At 60.3% G+C, this 25,497-nt stretch carries 18 protein-coding genes; 4 read left to right on the top strand and 14 right to left on the bottom strand.

What is annotated here, in order from left to right:
- Position 1: 1 nt before the first annotated feature.
- The 6 genes from R3F00_RS17175 to R3F00_RS17200 form a co-directional block, all read right to left on the bottom strand.
- Complete coding sequence (locus tag R3F00_RS17175; RefSeq protein ID WP_371282954.1) at positions 2-184, bottom strand: transposase; 183 nt, start codon at positions 182-184, stop codon at positions 2-4.
- Positions 185-493: 309 nt separating this feature from the next.
- Positions 494-1,048, bottom strand: coding sequence for a hypothetical protein (locus R3F00_RS17180; protein WP_371282955.1), 555 nt, complete (start codon positions 1,046-1,048; stop codon positions 494-496).
- Complete coding sequence (locus R3F00_RS17185; RefSeq protein WP_371282956.1) at positions 1,048-2,316, bottom strand: RHS repeat-associated core domain-containing protein; 1,269 nt, start codon at positions 2,314-2,316, stop codon at positions 1,048-1,050. The genes R3F00_RS17180 and R3F00_RS17185 overlap by 1 nt, the downstream gene beginning before the upstream one ends.
- Entirely contained in the window at positions 2,249-9,577 is a 7,329-nt protein-coding gene (locus R3F00_RS17190; RefSeq protein ID WP_371282957.1) for a SpvB/TcaC N-terminal domain-containing protein, read from the bottom strand. Before R3F00_RS17190 ends, R3F00_RS17185 begins: the two co-directional genes overlap by 68 nt.
- A gap of 70 nt (positions 9,578-9,647) precedes the next feature.
- The gene (locus R3F00_RS17195) at positions 9,648-10,079 is read right to left on the bottom strand and encodes a helix-turn-helix domain-containing protein (RefSeq protein ID WP_371282958.1); all 432 of its coding nucleotides are present in this window, start codon (positions 10,077-10,079) and stop codon (positions 9,648-9,650) included.
- A gap of 198 nt (positions 10,080-10,277) precedes the next feature.
- Positions 10,278-11,198: a dimethylarginine dimethylaminohydrolase family protein gene (locus tag R3F00_RS17200; RefSeq protein WP_371282959.1), complete on the bottom strand. Its 921-nt coding sequence runs from the start codon at positions 11,196-11,198 to the stop codon at positions 10,278-10,280.
- Positions 11,199-11,264: 66 nt separating this feature from the next.
- Between R3F00_RS17200 and R3F00_RS17205 the strand changes: the two genes are divergently transcribed.
- The gene (locus R3F00_RS17205) at positions 11,265-12,212 is read left to right on the top strand and encodes a complex I NDUFA9 subunit family protein (protein ID WP_371282960.1); all 948 of its coding nucleotides are present in this window, start codon (positions 11,265-11,267) and stop codon (positions 12,210-12,212) included.
- 62 nt (positions 12,213-12,274) lie between these two features.
- The gene (locus tag R3F00_RS17210; protein ID WP_371282961.1) at positions 12,275-13,516 is read left to right on the top strand and encodes a multifunctional CCA addition/repair protein; all 1,242 of its coding nucleotides are present in this window, start codon (positions 12,275-12,277) and stop codon (positions 13,514-13,516) included.
- Positions 13,517-14,289: 773 nt separating this feature from the next.
- Here the strand turns inward: R3F00_RS17210 and R3F00_RS17215 are convergent.
- The 3 genes from R3F00_RS17215 to R3F00_RS17225 all read right to left on the bottom strand — a co-directional run bounded on the left by R3F00_RS17215 (position 14,290) and on the right by R3F00_RS17225 (position 17,541).
- Entirely contained in the window at positions 14,290-15,600 is a 1,311-nt protein-coding gene (locus R3F00_RS17215; RefSeq protein ID WP_371282962.1) for an amidohydrolase, read from the bottom strand.
- A gap of 151 nt (positions 15,601-15,751) precedes the next feature.
- Entirely contained in the window at positions 15,752-16,846 is a 1,095-nt protein-coding gene (gene zapE, locus R3F00_RS17220; RefSeq protein ID WP_371282963.1) for a cell division protein ZapE, read from the bottom strand.
- On the bottom strand, positions 16,843-17,541 hold the full coding sequence (locus R3F00_RS17225; protein WP_371282964.1) for an alpha/beta hydrolase: 699 nt from the start codon (positions 17,539-17,541) through the stop codon (positions 16,843-16,845). Before R3F00_RS17225 ends, zapE begins: the two co-directional genes overlap by 4 nt.
- Positions 17,542-17,585: 44 nt before the next feature.
- Between R3F00_RS17225 and R3F00_RS17230 the strand changes: the two genes are divergently transcribed.
- On the top strand, positions 17,586-18,185 hold the full coding sequence (locus tag R3F00_RS17230; RefSeq protein WP_371282965.1) for an ACP phosphodiesterase: 600 nt from the start codon (positions 17,586-17,588) through the stop codon (positions 18,183-18,185).
- Positions 18,186-18,316: 131 nt separating this feature from the next.
- Here the strand turns inward: R3F00_RS17230 and R3F00_RS17235 are convergent, their stop codons facing one another.
- The 4 genes from R3F00_RS17235 to glnA all read right to left on the bottom strand — a co-directional run bounded on the left by R3F00_RS17235 (position 18,317) and on the right by glnA (position 22,319).
- Positions 18,317-19,600 (bottom strand): ammonium transporter, encoded by a 1,284-nt coding sequence (locus R3F00_RS17235; RefSeq protein WP_371282971.1) that lies wholly within the window; start codon positions 19,598-19,600, stop codon positions 18,317-18,319.
- 89 nt (positions 19,601-19,689) lie between these two features.
- A complete protein-coding gene (locus R3F00_RS17240) occupies positions 19,690-20,028 on the bottom strand; it encodes a P-II family nitrogen regulator (protein ID WP_371282966.1) in 339 nt (112 codons plus the stop codon).
- Positions 20,029-20,081: 53 nt separating this feature from the next.
- Positions 20,082-20,825: a TorF family putative porin gene (locus tag R3F00_RS17245; protein WP_371282967.1), complete on the bottom strand. Its 744-nt coding sequence runs from the start codon at positions 20,823-20,825 to the stop codon at positions 20,082-20,084.
- Between the two features lie 84 nt (positions 20,826-20,909).
- Entirely contained in the window at positions 20,910-22,319 is a 1,410-nt protein-coding gene (gene glnA, locus R3F00_RS17250; protein ID WP_371282968.1) for a type I glutamate--ammonia ligase, read from the bottom strand.
- Positions 22,320-22,635: 316 nt separating this feature from the next.
- Between glnA and R3F00_RS17255 the strand changes: the two genes are divergently transcribed.
- The gene (locus tag R3F00_RS17255) at positions 22,636-23,748 is read left to right on the top strand and encodes a serine hydrolase domain-containing protein (RefSeq protein WP_371282969.1); all 1,113 of its coding nucleotides are present in this window, start codon (positions 22,636-22,638) and stop codon (positions 23,746-23,748) included.
- A gap of 58 nt (positions 23,749-23,806) precedes the next feature.
- On the opposite strand, the gene R3F00_RS17260 is transcribed toward R3F00_RS17255, so the two are convergent.
- Positions 23,807-25,497: winged helix-turn-helix domain-containing protein (locus tag R3F00_RS17260; protein WP_371282970.1), on the bottom strand; the 1,691-nt coding region annotated here is incomplete at its 5' end.

Raw genomic sequence — 25,497 nt, forward strand, 5'->3', positions numbered from 1 at the left:
GTTAGTGATTGCCCATCAGGCAAAAGGCGTGGCTCTGCCAATTGAATACGGAAACCACCTCGCCCAATAGTTCAAGGAAGCGCTCGCGATCTGTATCGTCCTCGAAGATCGTCTCACGACGATCCCCACGCGCCGTCACGTGATACAGCGCTCCGCCAAATTCGATTCGGATAGGCCTTGCCATCGGCTGAGTCAGGCGTAGGCGGTGGCGAAATGGTGACCCCTAGGCGCTGAAGGACTCATGGGCAACGCCTTGCCCAGAGCGGCATAGGTCAGCCGCTCGTATGGCCGCGTCGCGGCCTTTAACAACACCAGTAGATCTTGGGGCTTGAGCTCCATGAGCCATATTCACTATTCGCGAACTGCGAATAGCGTTCATTGAGCGCGCCTTCGCAAGCCGTTACGGTCAGCAGTGGATCACCCCAAAGTACCCGGTCAATTTTCATCGAGCAGCAACACCCGGAGTGGTCCAAAGCGACCCCTTCATCTCCGCTCAAAAACTACGCCACACCTCATCGAATTCCAGGCCCTCAAGATTAGCGGCGCGCCAAGCATCGACGAACTCTTGACCAACAAAAGTGGGACTGACCCTGAAAACGTCACATTTGTAGAGAAGGTGGCCTGCCACAACGTGCTCTTTCATGGAATAGCGCGCAACATGAAAAATCCGACCCGTGTCCAGACGCAATACTTCGCTCTTCGCTTCGTCAAGGCACGGGAGGACGGCATTTGGATTGAAGGCCCACAGGTTTCTTTGCCGACACGCAAGAGGAAGCAGCTCCCCTTGATCTCGAAGCAGGCCTCCAAGCCGCTCCAGAACCCGCTCGCCGAACACAAGGCATCCATCTGTCATCCACGGCGCATCCGATCGTTTCAGTTTGCGACCGAATTCGTCGTCGATAATTATTACATCAAGGGGACTCCAATTGGCAGCCCTCGGCGTGCCGTCAATAAGCACATTGACGATCTCGAAATCACTCTGCTCGCGCGGATGGCAAAGCTCGAAACCGTCCAAAGGTATAGGTAAATAGGAACGTCCTTCTGTCATCATGGAAACGTTCCTGCTTGTAGGCCCTGTCGGATTGCCGCAAGCATTTGCAATGCTTCCTGTCTCGTTGTCGCCTGACTAAGAATGTTGTTCACGGCCTTATAGTACCGCGTCGTGTGGAGTCCCGCATGTTGTGAGGCTAGCAAGAATGCCCCATTTGAGGCTTCGTGCACGTTGATACCAAACCTAGTCAGAACAGCTCGCGCAGGTGCGGCGATTTTCGCTCCCTGTGCAACAATATGGTGAGCATGCACACCAACTGATCGCATCATTCCGGATGCGACCATTGCCCGAGAAAGTTTGCTGCCTCGTGACGCAAATATACCGGCGGCTCTGCCTAAAGCAAGTGCACCCCGAACGATCCCGGAACCCGCCTCTTGGGCGGGACCGATGACTTGAACAATCGATCCAGATTCTGGGTTCACGTAAACATTTAACTTACTAGACGAATATGAGCCTTCCACACCTATGAAGTTGATGTCGGTGAATTCCAAACCGTAGCTGGATGCCGTAGCTTCGAGGTCGATTTCCTGAGCATGAGCGGCCCTGTTGGACATTGAACTGGAATACTCAGTAGCTGCCCCGTTTGGCAGATTTGCCACGCTTCCCTTTTGGTCCGCTGATGCGTTCTGATTGCTGCGGCCCCCGGCGCCTGTAGCGCCTTGGCCAACTGCCCCACTGCTCAAGCTAGCAAGAACCGAACCTGGAACAAGCATTCCCGAAACGGCTGAAATTGATATCTTTCCTCCGCCGTTGTTGCTTACAACTACTCGTCCACTAAACGGATTCGCCGATCGATTGTCATGCATGTTTATGGTGGTGGATTCTCCTTCTTTGATTTCCTCGAGCTGATACCCACTCGGATCTACCCCAGATAACGGGTTATTCATAATGTAGCTATACGGATTCATCGACTGCGTATTCGTCGGAAACTGAATCATTGGATCTACGCTCAGGAAACGTCCGAGCTGGTAGTCGTAGACGCGCCCGTTCATGTGAATCAGGCGCACATCGTCGAGATGCCGGTGATTGGTGAATCCGCGCACGGTATCCGGGAGCAGATCTAAGGTGCCGTCAGCTCTGTCGAGAAATTGCCATTTCGGTTTTCCGAATGCATCGTAGGATCTCGTTTCTGAAGAATTGGGCGCATAGGGTCCAGGTAGTGGCCCATCCTTCTTCAGACAGACAAGTGCCGTTCCCCTATAGGGAGAGCACGCAAGCGCTGCACCGCTGCCGGAACAAGCTTTGACCTCGAAGGCATAGGTCACCTTGATCAGGGCCTGGTGGCCGTGATCGGTCCAAATTGATGCTTGTCCCGGATACGGGCGAGTGCACCAGCGTCTCTGGGACGCCAAACGATTTTCTTTCGCGCACGACATAGCTTGTTGCCATGGCGCTCGCCGTCCAGCTTATCGTGAAGTTGACTGGATCATTCTGATCTACAACCACGCAACCTTGGCCTTGCAGCGAACTGTATATTTCGGCGGGCATCTGCGGAATGCCACTTCCCGACACGGTTTCAACGACAACATTTGATGGCGAGCTGCAATAAACGCGGTCGGCGATCAGACACGCCTTGACGCGATATTCGTATGCACCATTCGGTCGAGTCAGCGTGATGTCGGTGTCGTAGATTGCTAGATCGCCGTCAAGCACCTCTATCCAGTCGCCCGGACTGACTCGTTCCTCGAGCTTGTAGAACGATGTATTCGCCGAAGTACTCCAGCTCAGATCGAATTCACCCGTGCTCTGAATTGGATCCGGCGCATACATCGTCGGTGCTGCCGGCGTGTTTGAGCCGGTAACATTCACGCTCACGGTGTTGCTCGGATTCCCGCAGACGGATCCTGGCCCAATGCAGCTTCGAACCCGATAGTTGTACCCACCCGCCGGCTTGTTGACCGCCTGCCAGGTGCGCGATGAAGAGCCTTGGCTCACGATTCGCCAAGATGGATCCCCGTCGATTTGCTCTTCGAGTGTGTAGGTTTCGGCAGTTGACACCGCCCCCCAGCTCACCGTGAAGTTGCCATCTGCGGGGGCTGTTGCAGTAATTGTGGCTGGTGCTGGCGGGACTACGTAGACGATCAGAGGGCCATTGAAATTGTTGCCGCAGGCACCGACGCAGGCACGGAGTCGATAGGAATGAGCTCCTATCGCTCGCGTGGGCGGACTCCATTGAGTATTCAGTCCGAAATACACCAGTTGCTCGGTTGCACTGCCAATCTGTTCGTACAACTCGTACCGGGTGGCGCCCGGAACGTTCGGCCATGACACCTGATAATTTCCGTCAAAACTTGGGTTGGGGTTGGCCCTCAACGCGGCGCCGCCGGCACCCTCTACCAGCATCACGCTGGACCCCAGCCTATCCCTTAGCGCAGCCTTGAGCGTATCGGTACCGTTTTGGCGGACAACGATGACCGGCCCCAGCTCGTGACGCTGGGTGGGCAAGCCGTTGGCCATGGTGAATTCATAGCCTTCCGGACCAAACCATGTGTTGTGAGACGGTGTCTGGCTTTTAAATACCGCGCCATCAGCCGTGTACGCGAATTCGGCTGTAGTACCGGCGTCTAGGCGCTCGATCTTCCACGGCTGATTGTTGAAATCGTAGCTCGCGCGCAAGGTCGTTCCGCCGGCCACATTCCCGTTGGCATCACACTGATACACATGGTCCGGGCCTGGCCGCATGACGCTGCTGGCTGCATGTGGCCCGCAACCATTCTGACCGTAGCCATAGGCTTGGGGAATTGGATCGCTGTAGTCACTCTTGCTGGCCAGATTGCCATTGGGGTGGTAGCCATAGCTGATTGCCGGAGGGCTGCCGGGAACACCTGACCGTATCGCCTTGGTCAGGCGTTGAAGATTATCGTAAATGAAATATTCACTGGCATTGATGCCGGCCAGGGAAGTGGATTGTGTCCTCAGGTTGCCGAAGCTGTCGTACAGGTAGTCCAATTGATTCAGCGGCCCCGAGCTGTTGCTCCATTTTCTTTGCTTGCTCTGACCGGTGCTTGCGTAGGCTGTGTACTCGCCGTTGATGTCGCCCAGCAATGTTTCCGCCGTGAGATTTCCCCAGGCATCCTTGTCATCGGCCTTCCAATACACGAGTTCACTATCGAAGTTGCTTAACTGGCGCAGGTCGCCGTACTCGGTGTATTCCTTCTTGATGGCCAACCCGCTCGGATAAATTGTTTTCTCTGGTCTTCCGTAGGTGTTGTCGTAGGCATAATGGGTCTGCCAGTTGCTCGCCAGTCCTTGAAGAACGGTTGTCTGTGTTTCAAGACGCTTGCTATGGAGCGCGTAATCGTTTTTCTCGCTCCAGATCAGTTGCAGCGTGTTCTCGCTGGATCCCTTCCGGCGCCTGCTCAATTCGAGCAAACCATCACCACCCGGAGGATCGTAGTCCCAGTTGTCGCGGATATAACGCAGACTGGTATCCAGCGCGTTGGGATGACTGGCGGAGCGCTCGGTGAGGCGACCAAGAACGTCGTGCTCATGATGGGTCACGACGTTGCGTGCGTCGATCTGATCAATTATTTCCCCCAGGGCATTGTAGGTGAACTGCCAATGCCCGGCATCCGGATCCAACAGTGTCTTGCGATGACCGAAATCGTTGTAGGTAGCCCGAATCAGGGCTCCGCCGGGATCCCTCGCGCCAACAGGATTGCCGAGACCGTCATACCAGTAGCTTGACGTTGCATAGGCTGAGTTCGTGCCATTGCCCTGTACTGTCCTGGCCAATCGACCGAGAACATCGTAAGTACGACTCATGTCCATACACACATTGCTGCTATCGGAGCATGCTGATGGGACGCCAGCGGCCGTTCCACGAACCTTGATGGTCGTCTTCAGGCCCGCGTGCACGTAACTTGTCTTGATGTCACCGTGTGTTGAATCGAGCTCTGCGCCTGGCGCGATCTTCTCGACTGGACGATTGAGTCGATCGTAGTTCCACCCCGTGAAGTAGGGGACCTCACCGATGAAGTAGGGCGTGCTCTGCTGGGCGACCGTCCCCATGGTGTCGTAGTCGGTCAGCGTCCCGATGAACTCCTCGGGTCCGGCCCTGAATCCGCGCTCTGTGTGCTTGATATTTCTGCCGAGCACATCGAACCAGTCTGCCATGGTTGGCGAGCCCTGCTGGACGCGAACCACGCGCCATGCTGCACCGGATTGATTGCCTATTTCGCCGAAGCCAGCACAACTGGTTGCATTGCAGTTCGTATAGCTGATAGCAACTGGTGTCGTGAGGCTCGCATTGCTCGCGTCAACGAATGACATTCCAACCAGGCGCCCAAATCCGTCGTAACTGTTGATTGTTTTCAGGCCATTGGGATCGATCGCTTCGACAACCTGACCGTCGCGAGGCGAATGCGTGGTGGTCGACGCGTGTCCAGCCGCATTTCTGGTCGTCAGTACGAAGTAGCCATTGGGTGCGCTTGAGCTGGAGGGAGAACTGCCATCCTCGGTGTAGATGAACGTCGTTGTGCGTGATGTCGCAATTTCTGATCCGGAAATCGTGACTGAACTCGGCAAGCCTGAAGCAGTCGTCGAGTCATAGGCGTACTCTGTGGTTAGACTCGGCGTGCCAGCGACCCCTGTCACGGTTTGTGAGGCGGGGGTCCTGTCTGAGTTCCATGTATAGGCTGTTTTCAGAATTCGCGAAGGTATTGTTACCAAACTTGGAACCGGGTGACCTTCCGCAGCATTGTTATAAGTCTGCGTCGTCGTTGTCACTGTTTCAGTCAGCTTGTCAAGCCACCAGACACCGACCGCCGGGTTGGACTCGAACGTTGAGTGCGTAACCGATTTGTGCTCTGCAATTACCGCGTATGCGCCGACTTCGGCGTTGACTACAACCTGGTCAACGAGGTTGCCATGTGAGTCCCAGCCCGACACTGATGCTCCCGAAGAAGCCGCGTTGACGGTTTCTGTGCGGCTGTAGCGTTTCCCTGTTCCCAGATCAAAATTCTCGACCAGATGAGAATCAAGGAGCGGCGTAAACACGGCCCCCCCGTTGTTGGTCACGGAGAATGCCGGTGTCAAATTGCCCTGTGGACAAGCGCTACGATTCAGAAAGCAAATCCAGTTGTAGGTTTCCCGCTTGATGACTGCCGAGGTGACCGGGTTTAGAACCTCCACGGACTCCGCGCGGCCCGTCAGAGGAAACTTCTGATGAAACGTCGTGCGCGTACGAAGCTTTCGCGCGTCGGACCCGTAGCTCGTCGATGAAATCGACCGAAAGCCCTGGAATCCACGACCACGATGGTGATACATGGCTTCACTGTACGCATAGGACGCGCTTCTTGAGCCGTTCACGGATCCGTTGCCGGAATTCTGGGCCATGCCGTAGACCACGGGCATCGAGCTCTGGAAGTAATAGTGGCTGTCATCGGTGTAGCCGTTAATCTGCCCTCGCGGCAGCACCGAGTAGAACGGCAGCGCCGATGAGCCCGTGCCCCAAGTTGCACGAACCGAGAGCGGGAAGTAGCCCCAGGTGGCAAAGTCGCCTACCCCATTCAGCACACCTGCCAACAAGCCCGGCAGATGCGGAACCGTCAATGAGAGATTGATTCCCGAACCTGGCGATGTCAGCTCTGGCTGTGTCGGAAACTGCGAAGCCGAGAAATCAGGTTCGTCGGTGGAGCCACCCGGAGAGACTATTCCCTGGTTGATATTGGCGTACAGAACGACCTGTTTCTCGAACGATGCCGTCGGTGTCGCGTCGTCGAGATGTGAGGGTCCGAAAGTTTCTCGATCCACAACCGAGCACTTCTGGTGCGACCATGGCGCCGTAGACTGGGTGCCACGCTGTCTCAGTACAACATCCGAGCAGCCGACGGACGTAATCAGATCCGGCAATCCGTCTCCGAAGAGATCATCTGCTAAACCCGTTCTGTCATTCAATCTGGAGATCAACGTCGTTGGCTTGACTTGACCGACGAATGAGCTCGGACCGGTCTGGACAAACTTCAGTTGCGCGAGACGGTAGGTACTGTTGTCTTCGCCCGGACCGTGATTCGGATGGGACGAGTACGCGCTGAACGCAGGAAGATTGTTCCACTGGAATGGGTAACCCGCGTTTTCGCCAGGCGCGGAACCGTTTCGTGGAAGTGGATCACTGCCATCCGGATTGGGTGAGCAGGAGTACGCAGCGCAGACCGCTCCCTCTCCGGGAGCCAGGACCGAGTTGGCACTCATGGTTTGAATGGCCGACGGACACATCGTGCCATCGGCGTTGCTGATCTTGTGCACGCGCTTGACCGTGCACATCTTCAGCGCAAATGCCGCGCTACCCTTCTCCTGTGAAACTATCAGAAGATCAGCCTTTCCATCCGAGTCGACGTCCATCGACGGAAAGCCGTTGGCATAGGTGAACACAGGCCCCGCACTGTCATGCGTGTTCAGGCCAGCACTGCTGCCCGTATTGATTTCCGGCCCAAGCAGGCCATTACCGCGATTGAGATGCAGCGTCCATACGGCATTTCCGGGACGCGCGAGCACGAGATCTTCGAGGCCGTCGGCGTTGACGTCCATCCAGCGGGTTGCGTAGCGGTTGCTCCCCCAGTTGCATTCGTCGCTCAAATTGCTGCCATTGTCAACAAGCCCCAGTTGGGAACAGGTCTTGCGATCGGTAGGTGTTGCGGCACCCTCGGGCTGGGTCAACTCGATGCCGAAAAAGTTACCGGCGTTTCCGTGCGATCCACCCTGTACAAGGTAGAAGTCCGCAAGCCCGTCTCCATTGAAATCCGCTATGTGATCGATCGCTGCTTCGTAGTAACTGAATCCGGTTATGACTCTCGGCAGGCAAAACAATTTTTGTTCCGGAGCAAAGTCCACATCCTGCCCAATAGCAAACTGGGCCGTGGCAATGTTCCGATGCAAGAAGACAGCATCCTTGTGTCCGAGCGCGTCGGCCTGGCATGTGGACTCAGGTCGCACCGTGATGATATCGGTCTTGCCATCCCCGTTGATGTCAGCTGCATGGATCAGACGCGGCTGTCCGAGCGCTGTCGCGCCAGGCACTTCCGGCCACGGAATGTTTGTCTGAACACTGCCGAAAGGGTTGCAGCTTGCGGGTGGATTGCACCTCGCCGGCGTGCCACGAGGGAACAGGTCGTAGTTCCACAGTCCGAATGCAATTTTGCCATTGCTCCCCTCCAAGTCGATCAAGGCCGAGCGCCCGCTGCCATCCATGTCTGCTTCCTGCGAACGCAGCAAGTTGTAAGATAAGGGAATACTGACCGGTGTATGCGCCTGGCGGTTGGCAGTGAATTGCGCCATAAGGATCTGACCGTTGGCAGATCCATCAATTGCCGGTGAGATGACGGTTTCTCGCGTGCCGTCTCCATCGTAGTCGCCACCCATTCTTACGCGATAGGTCCCGTTGGATTCCGCCTCACCAATCGCGGGTTGAGCGAGCCCAAGCGCAGAGAGCGACTTGAGTCGGAAGTTGAGGTTCCCATCGTTATAGGCAAAGGTTGTCTCCGGGTAGCACGGCGCGGAGTCACCGGCGCACTCCCTGATAGCCACCATCAACAGTCGATCACTGTAGTTGGCAATCCGATAGCGCGGTGTGTACTTGCGGACAGTTTGCCCGCCAATGGTCGTCTTGATGGATTTCAAGGCCTGCGTCTGCATCGTCAAACCACCGGCCAATGCGCTCGAGGCAATATCCTTGGCACTACCTGCTGCGCCGCCCAATGCCTGATCACGGCTTTGATATTCGAATTCGACTTTTCTGTTTCCGACTCCGCCTGTTGGCGACCCCGTGTAGATCACACTGGCCAATAGATTCTCGCCATGCCCGGTTGCAGGCACGGTGTATGCGAACGTCTGGAAATTTCCGACACGATCCTGAATCTTGTGTACCAGCCAGCTCAGCGGCTTGCCGCCCGATCCACTTGGCAATACGCGCGAATCGTCCGTCGTCCCGTAGCTGATTACGCGGCCGTCTTTTTGCTCGACTCGGAACGTGGTTGCGCCGTCGGTCAGCGTACCCCCCAGCTGGGTGATTCGTGCGTAGCTGTCAAGCTCGGTCTTGTAGACGGTGCCGGATTGCCCGTAGTTGCCATTCGAGCTGACCTTTACCAGACGTTGCCCATCGAGGCACAAGCGATCTTCAGAAGAATAGGAAACGCCACGCGTCTTGCCATCCTGCTCCGGAGTTTGCGGACAACGATGGATCGAGCTCAGGCCGGAAATGGACCATCCCATTCCGGCAACTCCGTTGCCGCTTCGACTGCTGTAGGACAGTGCAATCGAAGGCTGCATGCCAGCACGCCCTGGAGGCACGATGATGGGAATACGGTATCTTGCTGCACCGCCGTCAGATCCGGCCTGCCCGCCGACAGTCCCCGTGCCAGCTTCATGAGGTGGGGCCGTGTCCAGCGCTACCGCTGTCGGCTGGCTGGCTGTTGCAGCGGCATACGCAGGCTGAGAGGGCGTTAGAGCCGAGAGGCCGCAACCCAAAGTTGCCAGCAACGCAATGACGAACGAAAGCGACGAATGACGCGCAGTACGGAATCCCTTCATGACACACTCCCGGCCCAGTTGTTCCGGAAAGGCTACTCAATTGGAGGGGCGTACGTTCAGTTCGGAATTGTTAGCGCGGCTTCCTTGATTCGGGCAGGCGTGGAGCCGCAAGCTCTTCCGCCATGGACATCAGCAAGCTCCGCCGACTGGTCGGAATCTTCCTGAAAATCGTGAGCAGATTCTCTTCGTCAAGGCAGTGAGCGTACATCTCCAGCGCCAGCGCACTGGCCTCCCCTGCCTTTGATCCCTGCTTGCCTTGCTTGTTGCTTGATCCCAGGAGTAGCCAGTTTGGGCAAGCGCCTGTTATTTCGAGAATGCGCACTACGCTTTGCAACGAGGGCTGAGTTCCATTCGGGTGCTCCCATTGCGCTACAGCGCTCGGGCTTACGCCAATTCTTCGAGCAAACTCCGTTTGTGAAATCGATGCTTTCCTGCGGGCAGAACGGACCCTGTCGGACAACTTCAAACAAGAGTGGGCTTCAGCGGAACTTGGATTTTTCATATAGATATCCTTATCCTTTAGCGGCTCTAAGTTAACTCCTTAACTTTAGTCAATAGGCTGAAGGTCACGCAACGTGAATTAGTGTGTTGCAAATCACACTATTGGAGCTGATGTATATTCCGCACGCGAGTTTCTGGCCAGTTGACTGTGCCTCCAAGAAAAATGATCTAGTGAGCTTTCGGAGATGCAAACGATGCATCAGCCCACGCGCAAGGCCAGGCTCCTGGCCGAGCCGCCGCGCTTGTGAAAGGCATCCAGCGGCGTTTCGATCACGGTAAACCCGGCGTCATCGAGTTCGCGCTTCAAGCGGGCGCTGGCTCTATGCAGCACGAGGGCGCTGCCGAGGTTGATCGCATTGCAGGCGAAGGCCAGGGCATCGTTTTCGCTGATGGCGATGCGGCGCAGCGCATCGATCCTTGATTCGACCAGGGCACGTGAATCGGCATCGAACGCCGGCGGATACCAGAGCAGCACGCCGCCCGGCAACAGGCTGAAGCAGGTATCGAGTCGCTCGAAGCGGGGGTCGGCAAGGCGTAGCGGCACCGTATCGATATCCAGCAGGCGGGCCAGTCCGGCAGCGGCCGGCAGTTCGCAGTGCGGCCCGACGCCGATCCACAACACTTCGAGCGCCGCATCGTGGATCACGTCGCTGGCACCGCCGAAGCGGATCGATTCGGGCAGGTCACACGGTTCGAATCCGAACCCTTCGGCAACATGGCGCAGGTGCAGATCGTCGTGCAGGCGCATGCCGCCGGATGCACGGGCGGGCACCCATTTCCTGCGAAAGGCCAATCCGGCATGCGCCACCAGCGGCGAACAGGCCGGATCCGACCCACTGGCCAGCATCTCGATGCGGCGATGTCGGGCCAGAATTTCATGCAGGCCGTGCCATTGGCGCATGGCGCGGACACTGGCGCCCTGCTGCTGTCGCGAGGTGAGGCCGACGGTGTCGAGGCCGCTTCGGCCAGGCGCACGCATCAGCAGCGGGGGCTGGTGGGGCCGCGATTCCCGGTTGATGCCGGCCGGATTCCGTTGCTGCGCGTGCGGGTTCGCATGAAATGCCGCGCTGCTGCCGGTGTCAATGAGAGTAGGCTGCAGGGATTCAAAGCCCATGTTCATGTTGTTTTCCTTCCTCGATCGTCCTGGAAGGGATTAAATGGCAGCAGTGTGTCAGGAGAATTGCAGATGAAGCCCAGAAAGATCGTCATCCTCGGGGGAACCGGCTTCGTCGGCAGCCACATGGTGCCGCGCCTGCATGCGGATGGGCACCAGATCACGGTGCTCTCGCGTAATCGGGAGCTCAACCTCGGGCTGACTGTGTTGCCGCGCGTTCGGGTGGAAAACGCGGACGTGTACAACCTGGCCCACCTCACCAGGAAGGTTGCCGGTGCCGGTGCGGTGATCAACCTGGTCGGCATCCTCAATGAACGCGGCTCGGATGGCAGCGGATTCCGCAAGGCCCATGTCGAGCTGACCGAAACCGTTGTCGCCGCCTGCAAGGCTGCGGGCGTCCCGCGGCTCCTGCAGATGAGCGCGCTGCGGGCCGGCGAAGGGGCCAGCCACTATCTGCGCACCCGGTTCGATGCGGAATCGCGTGTGCGTGATTCGCGCCTGGACTGGACCCTGTTCAGGCCGTCGGTGATCTTCGGCCCCGGCGACGGCCTGTTCTTCCGTTTCGCTTCCCTGTTGCGTGTGGCGCCGGTTTTGCCGCTGGCCCGGGCCGATGCGAAATTCGCACCGGTTTATGTGGGCGATGTCGCCGAAGCCTTCGCACGAGCGCTGGCGCATCCGCATTCGGTGGGCCACAGCTACGAATTGTTCGGCCCGCGCGTGATCAGCCTGCGCGAGATCGTGCAATGGACCGCGCAACTGATCGGCAAGCGGCGCTGGGTCATCGGCCTGCCGGACGTGCTCGGAAAGATTCAGGCACGCGTCGGCGAATGGCTGCCCGGCAAGCCGATATCGCGTGACAATTTCAAATCCCTGCTGATCGACTCGGTCGGCGACAAGGATGGGCTTGGCGAACTCGGTATCGTATCGACGCCAATGGAGATGATCGTACCGGCCATGCTTAGTGCCGATGAGCGCCAGGGCACGCTTGCGCGTTACCGCGAGCAGCATCGTCCCGTCTGATCCCCGCCGACGGCGGCAGCGGACAGCCCGCCGAACATGCCCCGCTCTGGCACAATCAGCGCATGAAAACCTATCTCGTAGGCGGCGCCGTTCGCGACCGATTGCTGGGCCGGTCCTCCTGTGATCGCGACTTTGTCGTGGTCGGCGCCACCCCGGAGCAGATGCTGGCCGAGGGCTTTCGGCCGGTGGGCAAGGATTTCCCGGTATTCCTGCATCCGCAAGGCAACGAGGAATACGCGCTGGCGCGGACCGAGCGCAAGACCGCGCCGGGTTATCACGGCTTCGCCTTCAATGCCGATCCTTCGGTAACGCTGGAACAGGACCTCGAGCGGCGCGACCTCACCATCAACGCGATGGCCGAGGATGAGGCGGGAGCGCTCGTCGATCCGCATGGCGGCAAGCGCGATCTGGATGCGCGCGTGCTGCGGCATGTGTCGCCGGCGTTCGCCGAAGACCCGGTGCGCATCCTGCGCGTAGCCCGCTTCCACGCCCGCTTCGCCTCGCTGGGCTTCACGATTGCCGATGAAACGATGGCCCTGATGCGGCAGATGGTGAAGCATGGTGAAGTCGATCACCTCGTTGCCGAACGCGTCTGGACTGAAACACGCAAGGCGCTGGCCGAACCGACGCCGTCGGCATTCCTGCGCGCACTGCGCGAATGCGGCGCCCTGCACGTGTTGTTCCCGGAGATCGATGCGCTGTACGGCGTGCCGCAGCGCGCCGAATACCATCCCGAAATCGACACCGGCGTGCACAACGAGATGGTGGTCGACATGGCCGCCAGGCTGGCCCCGGGCGATGACCTGATCGGCTTTTGCGCGATGACGCATGATCTCGGCAAGGCCCTGACTCCTGCGCATGAACTGCCGAAACACATCATGCACGAGGAGCGCGGCGTCGCACCGCTGCGCGCCCTGGCCGAACGCCTGCGCGTGCCGAATGAACACGCGGAGCTGGGCGTGCTCTGCTGTCGCCTGCATCTGCTCGCGCATCGTTTCGCCGAGCTGCGCGCGGAAACCATGCTCGGCCTGCTGGAGAAGCTCGATGCCTTCCGCAAACCGCAGCGCGTCGAACAGTTCATCACGGTTTGCGAAGCGGACAAGCGCGGACGGCTTGGGCTTTCCGATTCCGACTACCCGCAGGGCGAAATGATTCGTTCGGTGTTTTCTGCGGCGTGCGAGGTCAAGGCGGCTGCGTTTGTCGATGCCGGATTGCAGGGGCCGGCGATTGCGGAGGCGATGCGCAAGGAGCGGGTTCGGGTTGTTGGGGAATTGAAGAAAGGGTGGACTCAGGCTGGGGACTGAGTTTTCGCGCCCTGCGCGATTTTGCCCGCTCCGCGCTTGATTGTTGGCTGACAGCTACGCTCGCGCATTTGGCATGAGCAATTTTTTCTGTGTCCGAGTCGGTCCAGCGGGATTCGCAGCGAGATCCTCCGCTTGCCGATGGCTCGCCAGTGCAAGAGCCCCTCATCCGCCTTCGGCACCTTCTCCCGCAGGGCGGGAGAAGGAAAAATCACAAGCAGAGGAAAGCGGCGACCTGACTGGTGGCTGCGTCGGGGTGGCCTTTCTCCTGGTTCCTTCTCTTTGGCCACTCAAGGAGAAGTGACTCGCTCGGCAATGGCGTGCGAAGGCTTTTAACTTCGTTTCGATGCCGACTATGCGAGACCCAACCTGGAGCATCGCGCCTGAAGGCGCTCCTACGGGCATGGCGGGGGAATTGCGCTCGCGCTTGCGATTCGATTCCTTGGGCAGGCGTTCGCTCGCCGCTGGCGTGTGAAGGCTTTGCTCTTCGTCTTGATGGCAACATCGCACGAACCCGCGCCTGGAGCATCGCGCCTGAAGGCGCTCCTACGGGCATGGTGGGGGAATGGCGCACGCGATTGCGATCCGATTCCCTGGGCAGACGTTCGCTCGCCGATAGCGTGTGAAGGCTTTGCTCTTCGTCTCGATGGCAACCTTGCACGAACCCTCGCCTAAAGCATCGCGCCTGAAGGCGCTCCTACTGGAATGGCGGAGGAATCGCGCCGGGTGAGGTGAGCGCGGGGGATGTCTCCCCTGGCCGGGGCTACCAACGGAAGTTACGGAGCCGAGTAGCCCAGAAAATCCAGACTCGCCTGCAACATCGCCTCGGTACCTGTCCTCAACGCGCCTTCATCGACGAAGAAGCGTGGCGAGTGATTGAACGGAACAGTACTGGTGTCCTGATCCTTGGGTGTGCCACCGACAAAGAAGTAGACACTCGGCGCGGAGACACTGATGCCCAGTTGCGGAAAGTCTTCGGAGGCGGTCCAGCGGTCGGCAACCAGGACGGAATCCTTGCCCAGCACCTTGACCAGGCTGGCGGTCACATCCGCAGTCAGCGCCGGATCATTGTAGTTGACCGGATTGGCGGCATCCTCGACCGGTACTTCCAGATCGATCGTGGCGCCGTGGGCGGCGGCGACATGCTCGGCGACCAGGCGCAGATCGGCCAGGGCCTGGTCGCGCATGCCGACGTCGAATGCACGCAACGTGCCTTGCAGGGTTGCCGAATCGGGCACGATATTGAAGCGCTGGCCACCATCGAAGATGCCGAAGGTCAGCACGACCGGATCCTTGTTGATGTCCATGCGCCGGCTGACGATCGACTGCGCCGACATGACGATGTCTGCACCGGCCACGATCGGGTCAATGCCCTTCCAGGGAGTGGCACCGTGTGTCTGGCGCCCGTGCACGACCATGCGGAACGTGTCGGAGCTGGCCATGATGCCGCCGGGGCGCAAGGCCACGGTTCCCACGTGGTACATGGAAGTGACATGCATGCCGAACAGGGCATCGGGCTTGAAGTTTTTGAACACGCCTTCCTTGACCATCAGCGGCGCGCCGCCCTCTTCTCCGGCCGGTGGACCTTCCTCGGCAGGCTGGAAGATCATCATCACTTCGCCCGGCAGATCCTTCTGCAAGCTCGCCAGTGCGCTGGCGACGCCCAGCGTGGACGCCGTGTGCACATCGTGGCCGCAGGCATGCATGACGCCCACTTCCTTGCCCTGATATTCGCCCTTGGCCTTCGAGGCGAACGGCAGATCGACTTCCTCGGTGACCGGCAGTCCGTCCATGTCGGCGCGGATGACCAGCTTCGGTCCGGGCTTGCCGCCTTTCAGAATTCCGACCACGCCCGTATGCGCAATTCCGGTGCTGACTTCGTAACCGAGTCTCTTCAGTTCGGTTGCGACAACCTTCGCCGTGCGTATTTCGCGATTGCTCAGTTCCGGATGCTCGTGCAGGTCGCGCCGGATGCTGGTGATCTGCTCCATGCGTGCTTCGACCAGCGCCGTCGTTGCGGGCTCGGCCGCCATCGCGGAAGTTGAAAGGCTGAGGCAAAGGGCAACGGCGAGCGGGCTATGGCGCATGGTGGTCTCCGGAATTCAGCATTCAGTCAATAGCAACACGACGTTTGATGCAACCCAATTCGATCTCGAGCATGCCAAGGGATTCGTTCGGTTCGTCCCGAGCCGGTCGAAGGACGTCGAGCAGAACGCCACGAATACGCCACGCTTCGGCCTAGCCGTGATGCTCGCGTCCGAGATATTCCTCGCTCTGCATCTCGATCAGGCGCGATTCGGTGCGCGCAAACATCGCGCGATGCTGGCGGCCGTCGTAGAGCTCCACGATCGGTACCGCAGCCGACAACACCAGCTTGACCCCATGGTCGTAGAGTTCGTCGACGAGCTCCACGAAACGTCGGGCTGCGTCTTCTGTCTGTGGCGTGAATTCGGGAACGCCGGAGATCAGCAGCGTGTGGTACGAGCGGGCCAGCTCGATGTAGTCGGCCACGCCACGCGGACCTTCACAGATCGCCTCGAAGTCGAACCAGATGGCGCCATCGCCTTCGCGGCGCACCTGCAAGGGCCGGTCGTTCACGCTGAGGATGAAGCGCTCGCGTTCGCGCCCGCCGACGATGCGATGGAAGATCGACAGCATCGTGCGCTCGGCCGTCGCATCCGGTGGGGTCAGGTAGACCGGCGCCTGCTTGAGTGCACGCAGGCGCCAGTCGGTCGGCGACACCATTTCGCGGACCTCGCAGTGCGCTTGCAGCAGCGCGATGGCGGGCAGGAATCGGGCGCGCTGCAAGCCGTCCTTGTAGAGATTGACCGGATCGGTGTTCGATGTGGTGACCAGCACGACGCCGCGCGCGAACAGGGCCTTGAGCAGGTTGCCGAGGATCATCGCATCGCCGATGTCGAGGACGAAGAATTCGTCAAGGCAGAGCACGCGTGTGGATTCGGCGATCCGGTCGGCCACGCTGACCAGGGGATCGCGCTTGCCGCTCAGGCTGCGCAGTTCCGCGTGGATGCCCTGCATGAAGCGGTGGAAATGCACGCGCGTTCCGGTTTCGCCCGGAAGGCTCTCGTGGAACAGGTCCATGAGGAAGGTCTTGCCACGGCCTACGCTGCCCCAGAGGTAAAGACCCTTCGGCACCTGCGGCGTCTGGCCACGCAGTCGTTCCCAGAACGAGGGCGGCGCGATTTGCGCAAGCGCCTCGTGGATGCGGTCGAATTCCGCCAGTGCGCTCTCCTGCGCAGGATCCTTCTGCCAGCGACCTTCAGCCACCCCTTGCGCGTACAGGGCGCTCGGCTTCGGTGGAGCAGCCGTCATGCGGGATCGGCGGATTGCGGAAGATGCGCGCGCATGGCGTTCTTGATCGCGCCGCGCAGGTCCATGAGGCGTCGATGAAAGAAGTGGCTGGTTTCGGGCATGCGCACCAGTTGCGGCGACACGCTCAAACCCTCGACCCAGCTGAACACCCGCTCGGGATCGACAACTTCGTCTTCCTCTCCCTGCACCACCAGCCACGGACAGTCGGGCAATTCGATGGAATCGAATTCCCAGCGGCCTACCGGTGGAGCAACCGTGATCAGGGCGTCGGCATCCAGTGATCTGGCGTTGCGCAAGGCCACGTAGCTGCCAAACGAGAAACCGGCCAGCCAGAGTGCCGCACCGGGCCGCACCTTTCGCGTCCATTCCACGACAGCGGCGAGATCCTCGCTTTCGCCCTCGCCTTCGTCGAACTCGCCGACCGATTTTCCGATGCCGCGGAAGTTGAAACGCACGGTATCGAAGCCCAGCTCGCGCACGGACCGCTCGATGATCGTGACCACCTTGTTGTGCATGGTGCCACCGTGCAACGGATGCGGATGGCAAATGATGGCGACACCGCAGGACTTTGCGTGTGACTTGGGGTGTGCCGGCTCGCTCGCGACTTCGATGTCGCCAGCCGGGCCCTTCAGCAGAAAGGTGCTGGACTCCGCCGGGAAGGATTCTGGCGCGTTCATGTTGGGATTCTGATTCATGGCGCGCATGATACCGTGAAGCCTGCCGTCAACTCCCGACCCGCATGAACCACCTGGCCCACGCCTTGCTCTCGGGCCCCGAAGCCGATCTGAGGCTTGGCGGGATGATGGGGGATTTCGTGCGCGGCAGCATCGATGCCGGGCTGGATCCCGGTGTTCGCAAAGGCATCGCGCTGCATCGCGCCATCGACAGCCACACCGACGGCCACCCCGAGATCCGGGCACTGCGCCCACTTTTCGAGCCGCCCTACCGGCGCTTTGCCGGAATCCTGATCGATATCTGGTTCGATCACCTGCTGGCGCGCGATTTCGATCGCTGGTCGGAGGTTCCACTGGACAGGTTCAGCGACGACCTGCTCGCCTTGCTCAAGGCCAGGTCGGCGGAACTCCCCGACTCGCTTCAGCGATTCACACGCTATCTGCACTCGCGGCGCTTGCCGGCCGCCTACGCGCGCCGAGACATGATCAGTGAGGTTCTGCTCGGCGTGAGTTCGCGGCTGCAGCGTGCGAATCCGCTGGCGGATGGCCTGATCGAGATTTCCCGCCTGGAAGTGGAACTGGAGGAGACGTTTGCGCGCTTCTTCCCGCAGCTCGTCGAATTCGCCGGGAATTGGCGACGCGATGCCCTGGCCAACACGGGCTAGCCGCCGCTGGCCAGGCCGGGCGCATGGCTCCCATACCGAACCGCGAAGATACGCAAAAAATGGCTTCAGCGGCGCCGCTGCAAATGCTTGCCTGGCAACGCCGCTGAAGCCTCCCCAAAGACAGGCGGTGATCAGGTCTCGTAAGCGGTTTCGCCGTGATAGGTGATGTCGAGACCTTCGCGTTCCTCTTCCTCGCTGACACGGAGCCCGAATGCGAGCTTGGCGATGCCGAAGGAAACAACCGATACGGCGCCGATCCAGACGATCGTGATGCCGACCGCCAGTGCCTGGATACCGACCTGGCCGAAGATCGAGTAGTCCTCGCCGCCGCCACCGCCGAGCGACGGCGCGTGGAAGACGCCGGTGAGCAGGGCGCCGACGATGCCACCGATGCCATGTACGCCGAACACGTCGAGGCTGTCATCGGCGCGCAGCAGTTTCTTCAAGCCGGTAACGCCCCACACGCATACCACGCCGGCGACCGCACCGATGGCGATGGCACCAAACGGTCCGACCAGGCCGGCTGCCGGTGTGATGCCGACCAGGCCGGCGACTGCGCCCGAGGCGACACCGAGCGCGGAAGGCTTGCCCTTGGTGAAACCTTCGGTGATGGCCCAGGCGACGATGGCGGCGGCCGTGGCGAACAGCGTATTGATGAAGGCCAGTGCCGTGCCGGCGTTGGATTCGAGGTTGGATCCGGCGTTGAAACCGAACCAGCCGACCCAGAGCAGGGCCGCACCGACAAAGGTCATCGTCACGTTGTGCGGCTTGATCGCCTCGCGGCCGAAGCCGAGACGCTTGCCGACGAAGTAGGCGCCGACCAATCCGGCCACGCCGGCGTTGATGTGGACGACGGTGCCACCGGCAAAATCAAGCGCACCGAGATCGAGCAGATAGCCACCCGCGCCCCAGACCATGTGCGCGATCGGAACGTAGCCGAAGGTGAACCAGAGCACCGAGAACAGGATCAGTGCGGAGAACTTGATGCGTTCGGCGAACGCACCGACGATCAGCGCACCGGTGATGCCTGCAAAGGTTGCCTGGAACGCAATGAACACGTATTCCGGCAACTTGACGTTCTCGGTAAAGGTGTCGGCCAGCGAATCGACCGTGACTCCGCTGAGGAATGCCTTGTCGAACGATCCGATCACCGCATTGCCGCCGACGAAGGCGAGGCTGTAACCGAATACGGCCCAGAGCAGGATCAGCAGGGAGAAGATCACCATGACCTGGATCAGCACGGAGAGTACGTTCTTCGAACGCACCATGCCGCCGTAGAAGAGCGCGAGTCCCGGTACGGTCATGAGCAGCACGAGCAGGGTGGACGTCAGCATCCAGGCCACGTCGCCCTTGTCGACGGTCGGAACAACCGCCGCCTCCTGCGCGAATGCCGGACCGACCAGGGCCAGAAGCATCAGGCCGGACAGGGCCCCGGCGATGCCGGAGAACCGCACTCCACAAAATGTCTTTGATAAGGTTTTCATGTTGTCCTCGCTAACTGGGGTCAGAGGGCGTCGGCGCCGATTTCTCCGGTGCGGATGCGGATCGCCTGTTCGATTGGCGACACGAAGATCTTTCCGTCACCGGTCTTGCCGGTGCCGGCCACTCCCTGGATGGCCTCGATCACGGCTTCGACGCGATCATCGAGAACCACGGTCTCGATCTTTACCTTGGGCAGGAAATCGACGATGTATTCGGCGCCGCGGTAGAGCTCGGTGTGGCCTTTCTGGCGACCGAATCCCTTGACCTCGGTGACGGTGATGCCGGATACGCCGGCGCTGGACAATGCTTCGCGGACCTCGTCGAGCTTGAAGGGCCGCACGATGGCGGTAATCAGTTTCATGGCCACTCCCGTTGGGTGAGTTGGGCCGGCCGGCGGCACGCCGGCCGACGGCTTCAGAACGCTTTCGACAGGGTCAGCACGCCGGTGGCATCGCCGACGTACTTGCCGAATGCATTGGTGTAGAGATCCTTGCTGGCGTTGGTATCGATGTAGGCGAGTGACACGCCGAAGCCACTGCCGATGTCATACGAGAGACCGAGGCTCCAGTCGGTATAGGAGAGCGCGTTGTCGCCGTCGACCCATTGCCGACCGACATGCGCATCGAAGGTCCATTTTTCGGCGAAGCCCTGGCTCAGGGACAGATCGAGATAGCCGCTGCCTTCGGAATCGGAGATGCCGAACAGGTCGGTGAAGGCGTAGCTGTACTTGAGGGTGAGAATCGACCAGCCCAGCGAGGCGTAGCCTTCCCAGGTGTCGGCGTCGTTGAAGCCGCTCGGGTAGCTGCCCGGATACCAGTAGTACTGCAGGCCGATGTCGTAGCTGACCGCATCGCCCCAGCTGCCGCGGAATCCGGCATAGCCATCGAGTTCGATACTGCTGGAAACACTGTCCTGTCCATCGGACAGCCAGCTGATGTTGCTGCCCCAGGCACCCGTGTAGAAGCCGCTGCTGCTGGCATATTCGATCCCGCCCTGCAGGGCGGGATCGCCGTTGGTCTGGGTCAGACCACGGAACCGGTAGTCGCTGGCGATATCCAGCGAACCACCGAGAGAGGATGGCTCTTCGGCATGGAGCGGCATGGCAGCCAGTCCGGAAAAAGAGACAAGCAGACACGCAACCGGGAATCGGCTCTTCATTGTTCACCTCGACGGTTTGAGAAAACACGCAACGCACAAACAGTCGGCCAATGAAGCGCGGGTACTCCCCAGCCCCGAACCCCTTTAGACCGAGTAGTACATCTGGTACTCCAGTGGATGCGTCGCAGCGCGGAAGCGCGTGACTTCACCCATCTTCAGTTCGATGTAGCCATCGATGAAATCATCCGAGAACACGCCGCCGGCCTTGAGGAACTCGCGATCCTTGTCGAGCGCTTCGAGGGCCTGGTCGAGACTCGAGCAGACCTGTGGAATGTTCTTTTCCTCTTCCGGCGGCAGGTCGTAGAGATCCTTGTCCGATGGCGCGCCGGGATCGATCTTGTTGAGGATGCCGTCGATGCCGGCCATCAGCAGGGCCGAGAACGCGAGGTAGCCGGAGTTCATCGGGTCCGGGAAGCGCATCTCGATGCGCCGCGCCTTCGGATTCGACACGAACGGAATGCGGCAGCTGGCCGAACGGTTGCGCGCGGAATAGGCGAGCATCACCGGCGCCTCGAAACCCGGCACCAGACGCTTGTAGCTGTTCGTGGTCGAATTGGTGAAGGCATTGATCGCGCGTGCGTGCTTGAAAATGCCGCCGATGTACCAGAGCGCGGTCTGCGACAGGCCGCCGTAGAGATCGCCCGAAAACAGATTGACGCCGCCCTTGGACAGGGACTGGTGCACATGCATGCCCGAGCCGTTGTCGCCGACCAGCGGCTTCGGCATGAAGGTCGCCGTCTTGCCATTCTGGTGGGCGACGTTCTTGACCACGTATTTCAGCATCAGCAGTTCGTCGGCTTTCTTGACCAGCGAGTTGAACTGCACGCCGATTTCGCACTGGCCGGCGTTGGCGACTTCGTGATGATGGACTTCGATGACCTGGCCCAGCTCTTCGAGCACGTTACACATCTCGGCGCGCAGATCCTGCAGCGAATCAACCGGCGGGACCGGGAAATAGCCGCCCTTCACGCCGGGGCGATGACCGCTGTTGCCTTCCTCGTAGCGCTTGGAGGACGACCACGCGGCTTCCTGCGATTCCACTTCGAAGAAGGCCTTGCCCATGTCGTTCTGCCAGCGCACCGAATCGAATACGAAGAATTCGGGTTCCGGACCGAAGAACGCCGTGTCGGCGATGCCGGTCGATTTCAGGTAGGCCTCGGCGCGCTTGGCCAGCGAGCGCGGATCGCGCGAGTAGGCCTGCATCGTGTTCGGTTCGAGCACATCGCAATAGAGGACCAGGGTCGGATCGGCGAGAAACGGATCGACCACCGCCGTATCCGGATCGGGCATGAGGACCATGTCCGATTCGTTGATGCCCTTCCAGCCGGAGATCGACGAGCCGTCGAACATCTTGCCGTCCTCGAAGGTCGATTCGTCGATCGAGGAGGCCGGATAGGTGATGTGCTCCTGAACGCCACGGACATCGGCGAAGCGGAAGTCGACGTAGCGGATGTTCTGATCCTGGATCAGCTTGAGTACGTTTGCCGCAGACATGGGAAACCTCGAATGAGTGACTTGTACTCAATCCATAGCAACCCTCATGCCAGATTTGCTGCAACGCAAAAATCCTTTGCTATCCGCAACTTGAACTCGACAAGCCGCAGGATGCAGCGCGCTTGTGCACCGTATTGGTGCGTAGTTGAAAGGGATGGCCCTTTGCTGGTGCGAAGTCACCCTGGGCCCGTGCAGTCCATTCCAATGTGGGGATTCCGCGCTGGCCACGGCGGCTTCAGAAAACTTCATTCGGGCTTCCGACACTTCATTTGTCGGCGTGGCCTGATGCCGTGGTACCTGCATTCAGGAAAACCGCATGAACACCTTGCTCCGCATCACCCTGCCACTGTTGTTCGCGACATCGACCGCCCTGGCAGACAACGGAACGCCTGCTGCACTCGACGACGGCTGGAAGGTGGCCGACGCCGGCAAGCTGGGCTGGAACACCGGGCTCTTCGAATCGGCCGGCAAGAAGATTGCCGACGGCACCTGGAAAGGCACGACCAGCCTGCTTGTCGCGCACAAGGGGCAACTGATCCACGAGAGCTACTACAACGAGGGCAGTCTCGAACATCTGAATGACACGCGCTCATTGACCAAGACGGTCACGGCGATGCTGGTCGGAGCGGCCATCGACCGCGATCTGATCGCCAGCGTCGACGAGCGCGTGTTCGATGCGTTCAAGGATCGGCCGGCGCCGAAGAATCCCGATCCGCGCAAGAACGCAATCACGCTTGAAGACTTGCTGACCATGAGTTCGCTGCTCGAATGCAACGACGAGAATCAATTCTCCTCGGGCAATGAAGAACGCATGTATGTCACTGAAGACTGGATCGGCTTTGTCCTGGACTTGCCGATCAAGGGTTTCGCACCGTGGGACACGAAACCGTCCGACAGCCCGCATGGTCGCTCGTTCGCCTACTGCACGGCGGGTTCCTTTCTGCTCGGCGCCGTCATCGAGCGCGCAAGCGGCAAGCGTCTGGGCGAGTTTTCGGCCGAAGTGCTCGAAGCGCCACTGGGCATCGATCGTGTGCAATGGAACCAGGCACCGGACGGCACCGGGATCGGCGGCGGTGGCACCCGATTTCGCAGCCGCGACCTGGCCAAGCTCGGTGAACTGCTGCGCAAGGGCGGGGAATGGAACGGACAGCGGGTGCTGCCGAAGGACTGGGTCGACAGGATGCTGACCGTGCGTGCCCAGGCGCGTGATGACGCGGACTACGGTTACCAGATCTGGAAGTTCCGGTTTGCGCGCAAGGGCAAGCAGGTCGACACCTGGGCCATGGCGGGCAACGGCGGCAATTACGTCTTCATTGCGCCGTCACTGGATCTGGTCGCGGTCGTGACGAGCACGGCCTACAACCAGCGATTCGCGCATCCGCAATCACAGCAGATCTTCTCCGAGATCGTGCTCGAGGCGATGCCTTGAGGCGACGCTGAACAGAGCACTGCGCGTCATCCCGGCGCAAGCCGGGATGACGGATTGATCAGCGTGGCGTTGATGCGGACAGCAGTTCGGCCGGCAACCAGTCGGCGGCCAGCACGATGGCGCGTTCGTGTGCCACGATTCGGCCGATGCGGTCGATCGCTGCGGCAAAACGGGGCTCGTCGGCCAATGGCTTGAAGAAGGGCGAGACCTGCAGATAGGCACGATCGAGGAATCCGGCCGTGATCGCCGCATCGAGTGCGTCCAGCGCCTCGGAATGCAAACCCAGCCCAAGCGCGAGCACGACCTGCTCGATGTACATCTCCGGAGAGTGCTCACCTGCCTCGATCGCCGCGCGGATCTCGGCTGCCTGTTTCTGCAGCCAGGCCGTGTCCGGCGCACCGCCGGAGTACCGGTGCAAAAGGGTTTGCGGCCAACTCGTATGCGGGCGCAAATCGCGTGCCTGCGCGAATGCCGCTCGTGCCGCTCCTTCATCGCCTCTGAGCAGGGCGAGTTCGCCCTCGAGAATGTATAGCTCCGGGTGGCGCGGACGCTCTTTCGCTTCGTCGACAGCGGCCTGCGCCTCGGCCAGTCGCCCCTGCACATACAGGCTGCGCGGCCAGGCCACATTCGAGTAGACGCTGTCCGGATAGAGCCTGAAACTCTGCGCGTAGCGCTGCTCTGCCACGGCAAGGAATCCCAGCAGTTCGAGGTTGCGCGCGACCTGGATGTCGTGAAAGCGCAGCTGTCCGCGCTTGTCGGAAACTTCGAGGTTGGCTCTGAGTGCATCGGCCAGCCTTCCCTTGACCGCATAGAGATACGCCGCCGAGGCCCTGCTGTCGAAGCGCGCTGCCGGATCCAGCGCGACCGCGCGCTCGTACTCGGTCAGTGCCTGATCGATATACCCTCGGCAATCGTAGGAATAGCCCAGCACATCGTGCGCACGGCTGTTGCGCGCATCCAGATCGAGCACCGCGCGCGCCAGCGACTCCGCGCGCTCCGTCGAAGCCTTGCCACGGTTGTACAGGCACATGCGTGCGCTCAACGCGCGACTGAGCCCGAGCATCGCCTCGATATTTTCGGGATCACCGGCCAGCACGTCCTCGAACAGCGCGATCGCCCGCTCGTTGTTGGCGTCCTGACCAATGCCAGCGTAGTAGAGTGCGCGCTGCATGGGCGTAGTGGCGGAATCCTGAGACCCGACGCGTGCATCCGGCGCTTGCGTGGGTACCCCGCTCGACAGCCACATTGCAGCGGCTACTGCGACGATCAGCACTACCGCCGCTGCGGCGACCATCCAGGCCAGCATGCGACGATGCGATCCCGCTGCAGACGCATCCGTGCCCGGCGTCGCGGCCACGCGCTGCGGTGCACTGCAAAGCTGGTAGCCCTGCCCGCGCACCGAACGCACATAGCGTGGCCGGCGCCCGTCGTCGCCCAGGGCCTGACGCAGCAACTTCACACGCTGCGTCACCGTTTCCTCACCCACCATCGCGGGCGCCCAGACCGCCTGGATCAGGGCATCGAAACGGACGACGCGATCGCCGCATTCGAGCAGATGTGCAAGCAGGCGAAAATTGAGCCCCGCCACATCAAGGCGTACGCCGGCGCGAACGACGGTCTGACGATCAAGGTCGATACGCAGATCGTCGAGCTGGTAGATGCGTTCGACGGACATGTCTCCCACTTTAAGGCATCGCTGATCAGGTGGCGCCATGAAAAACGCCGCCCGAAGGCGGCGTTTGGAATGTT

Source organism: Dokdonella sp., assembly GCF_041395345.1.
Lineage (GTDB): Bacteria > Pseudomonadota > Gammaproteobacteria > Xanthomonadales > Rhodanobacteraceae > Dokdonella.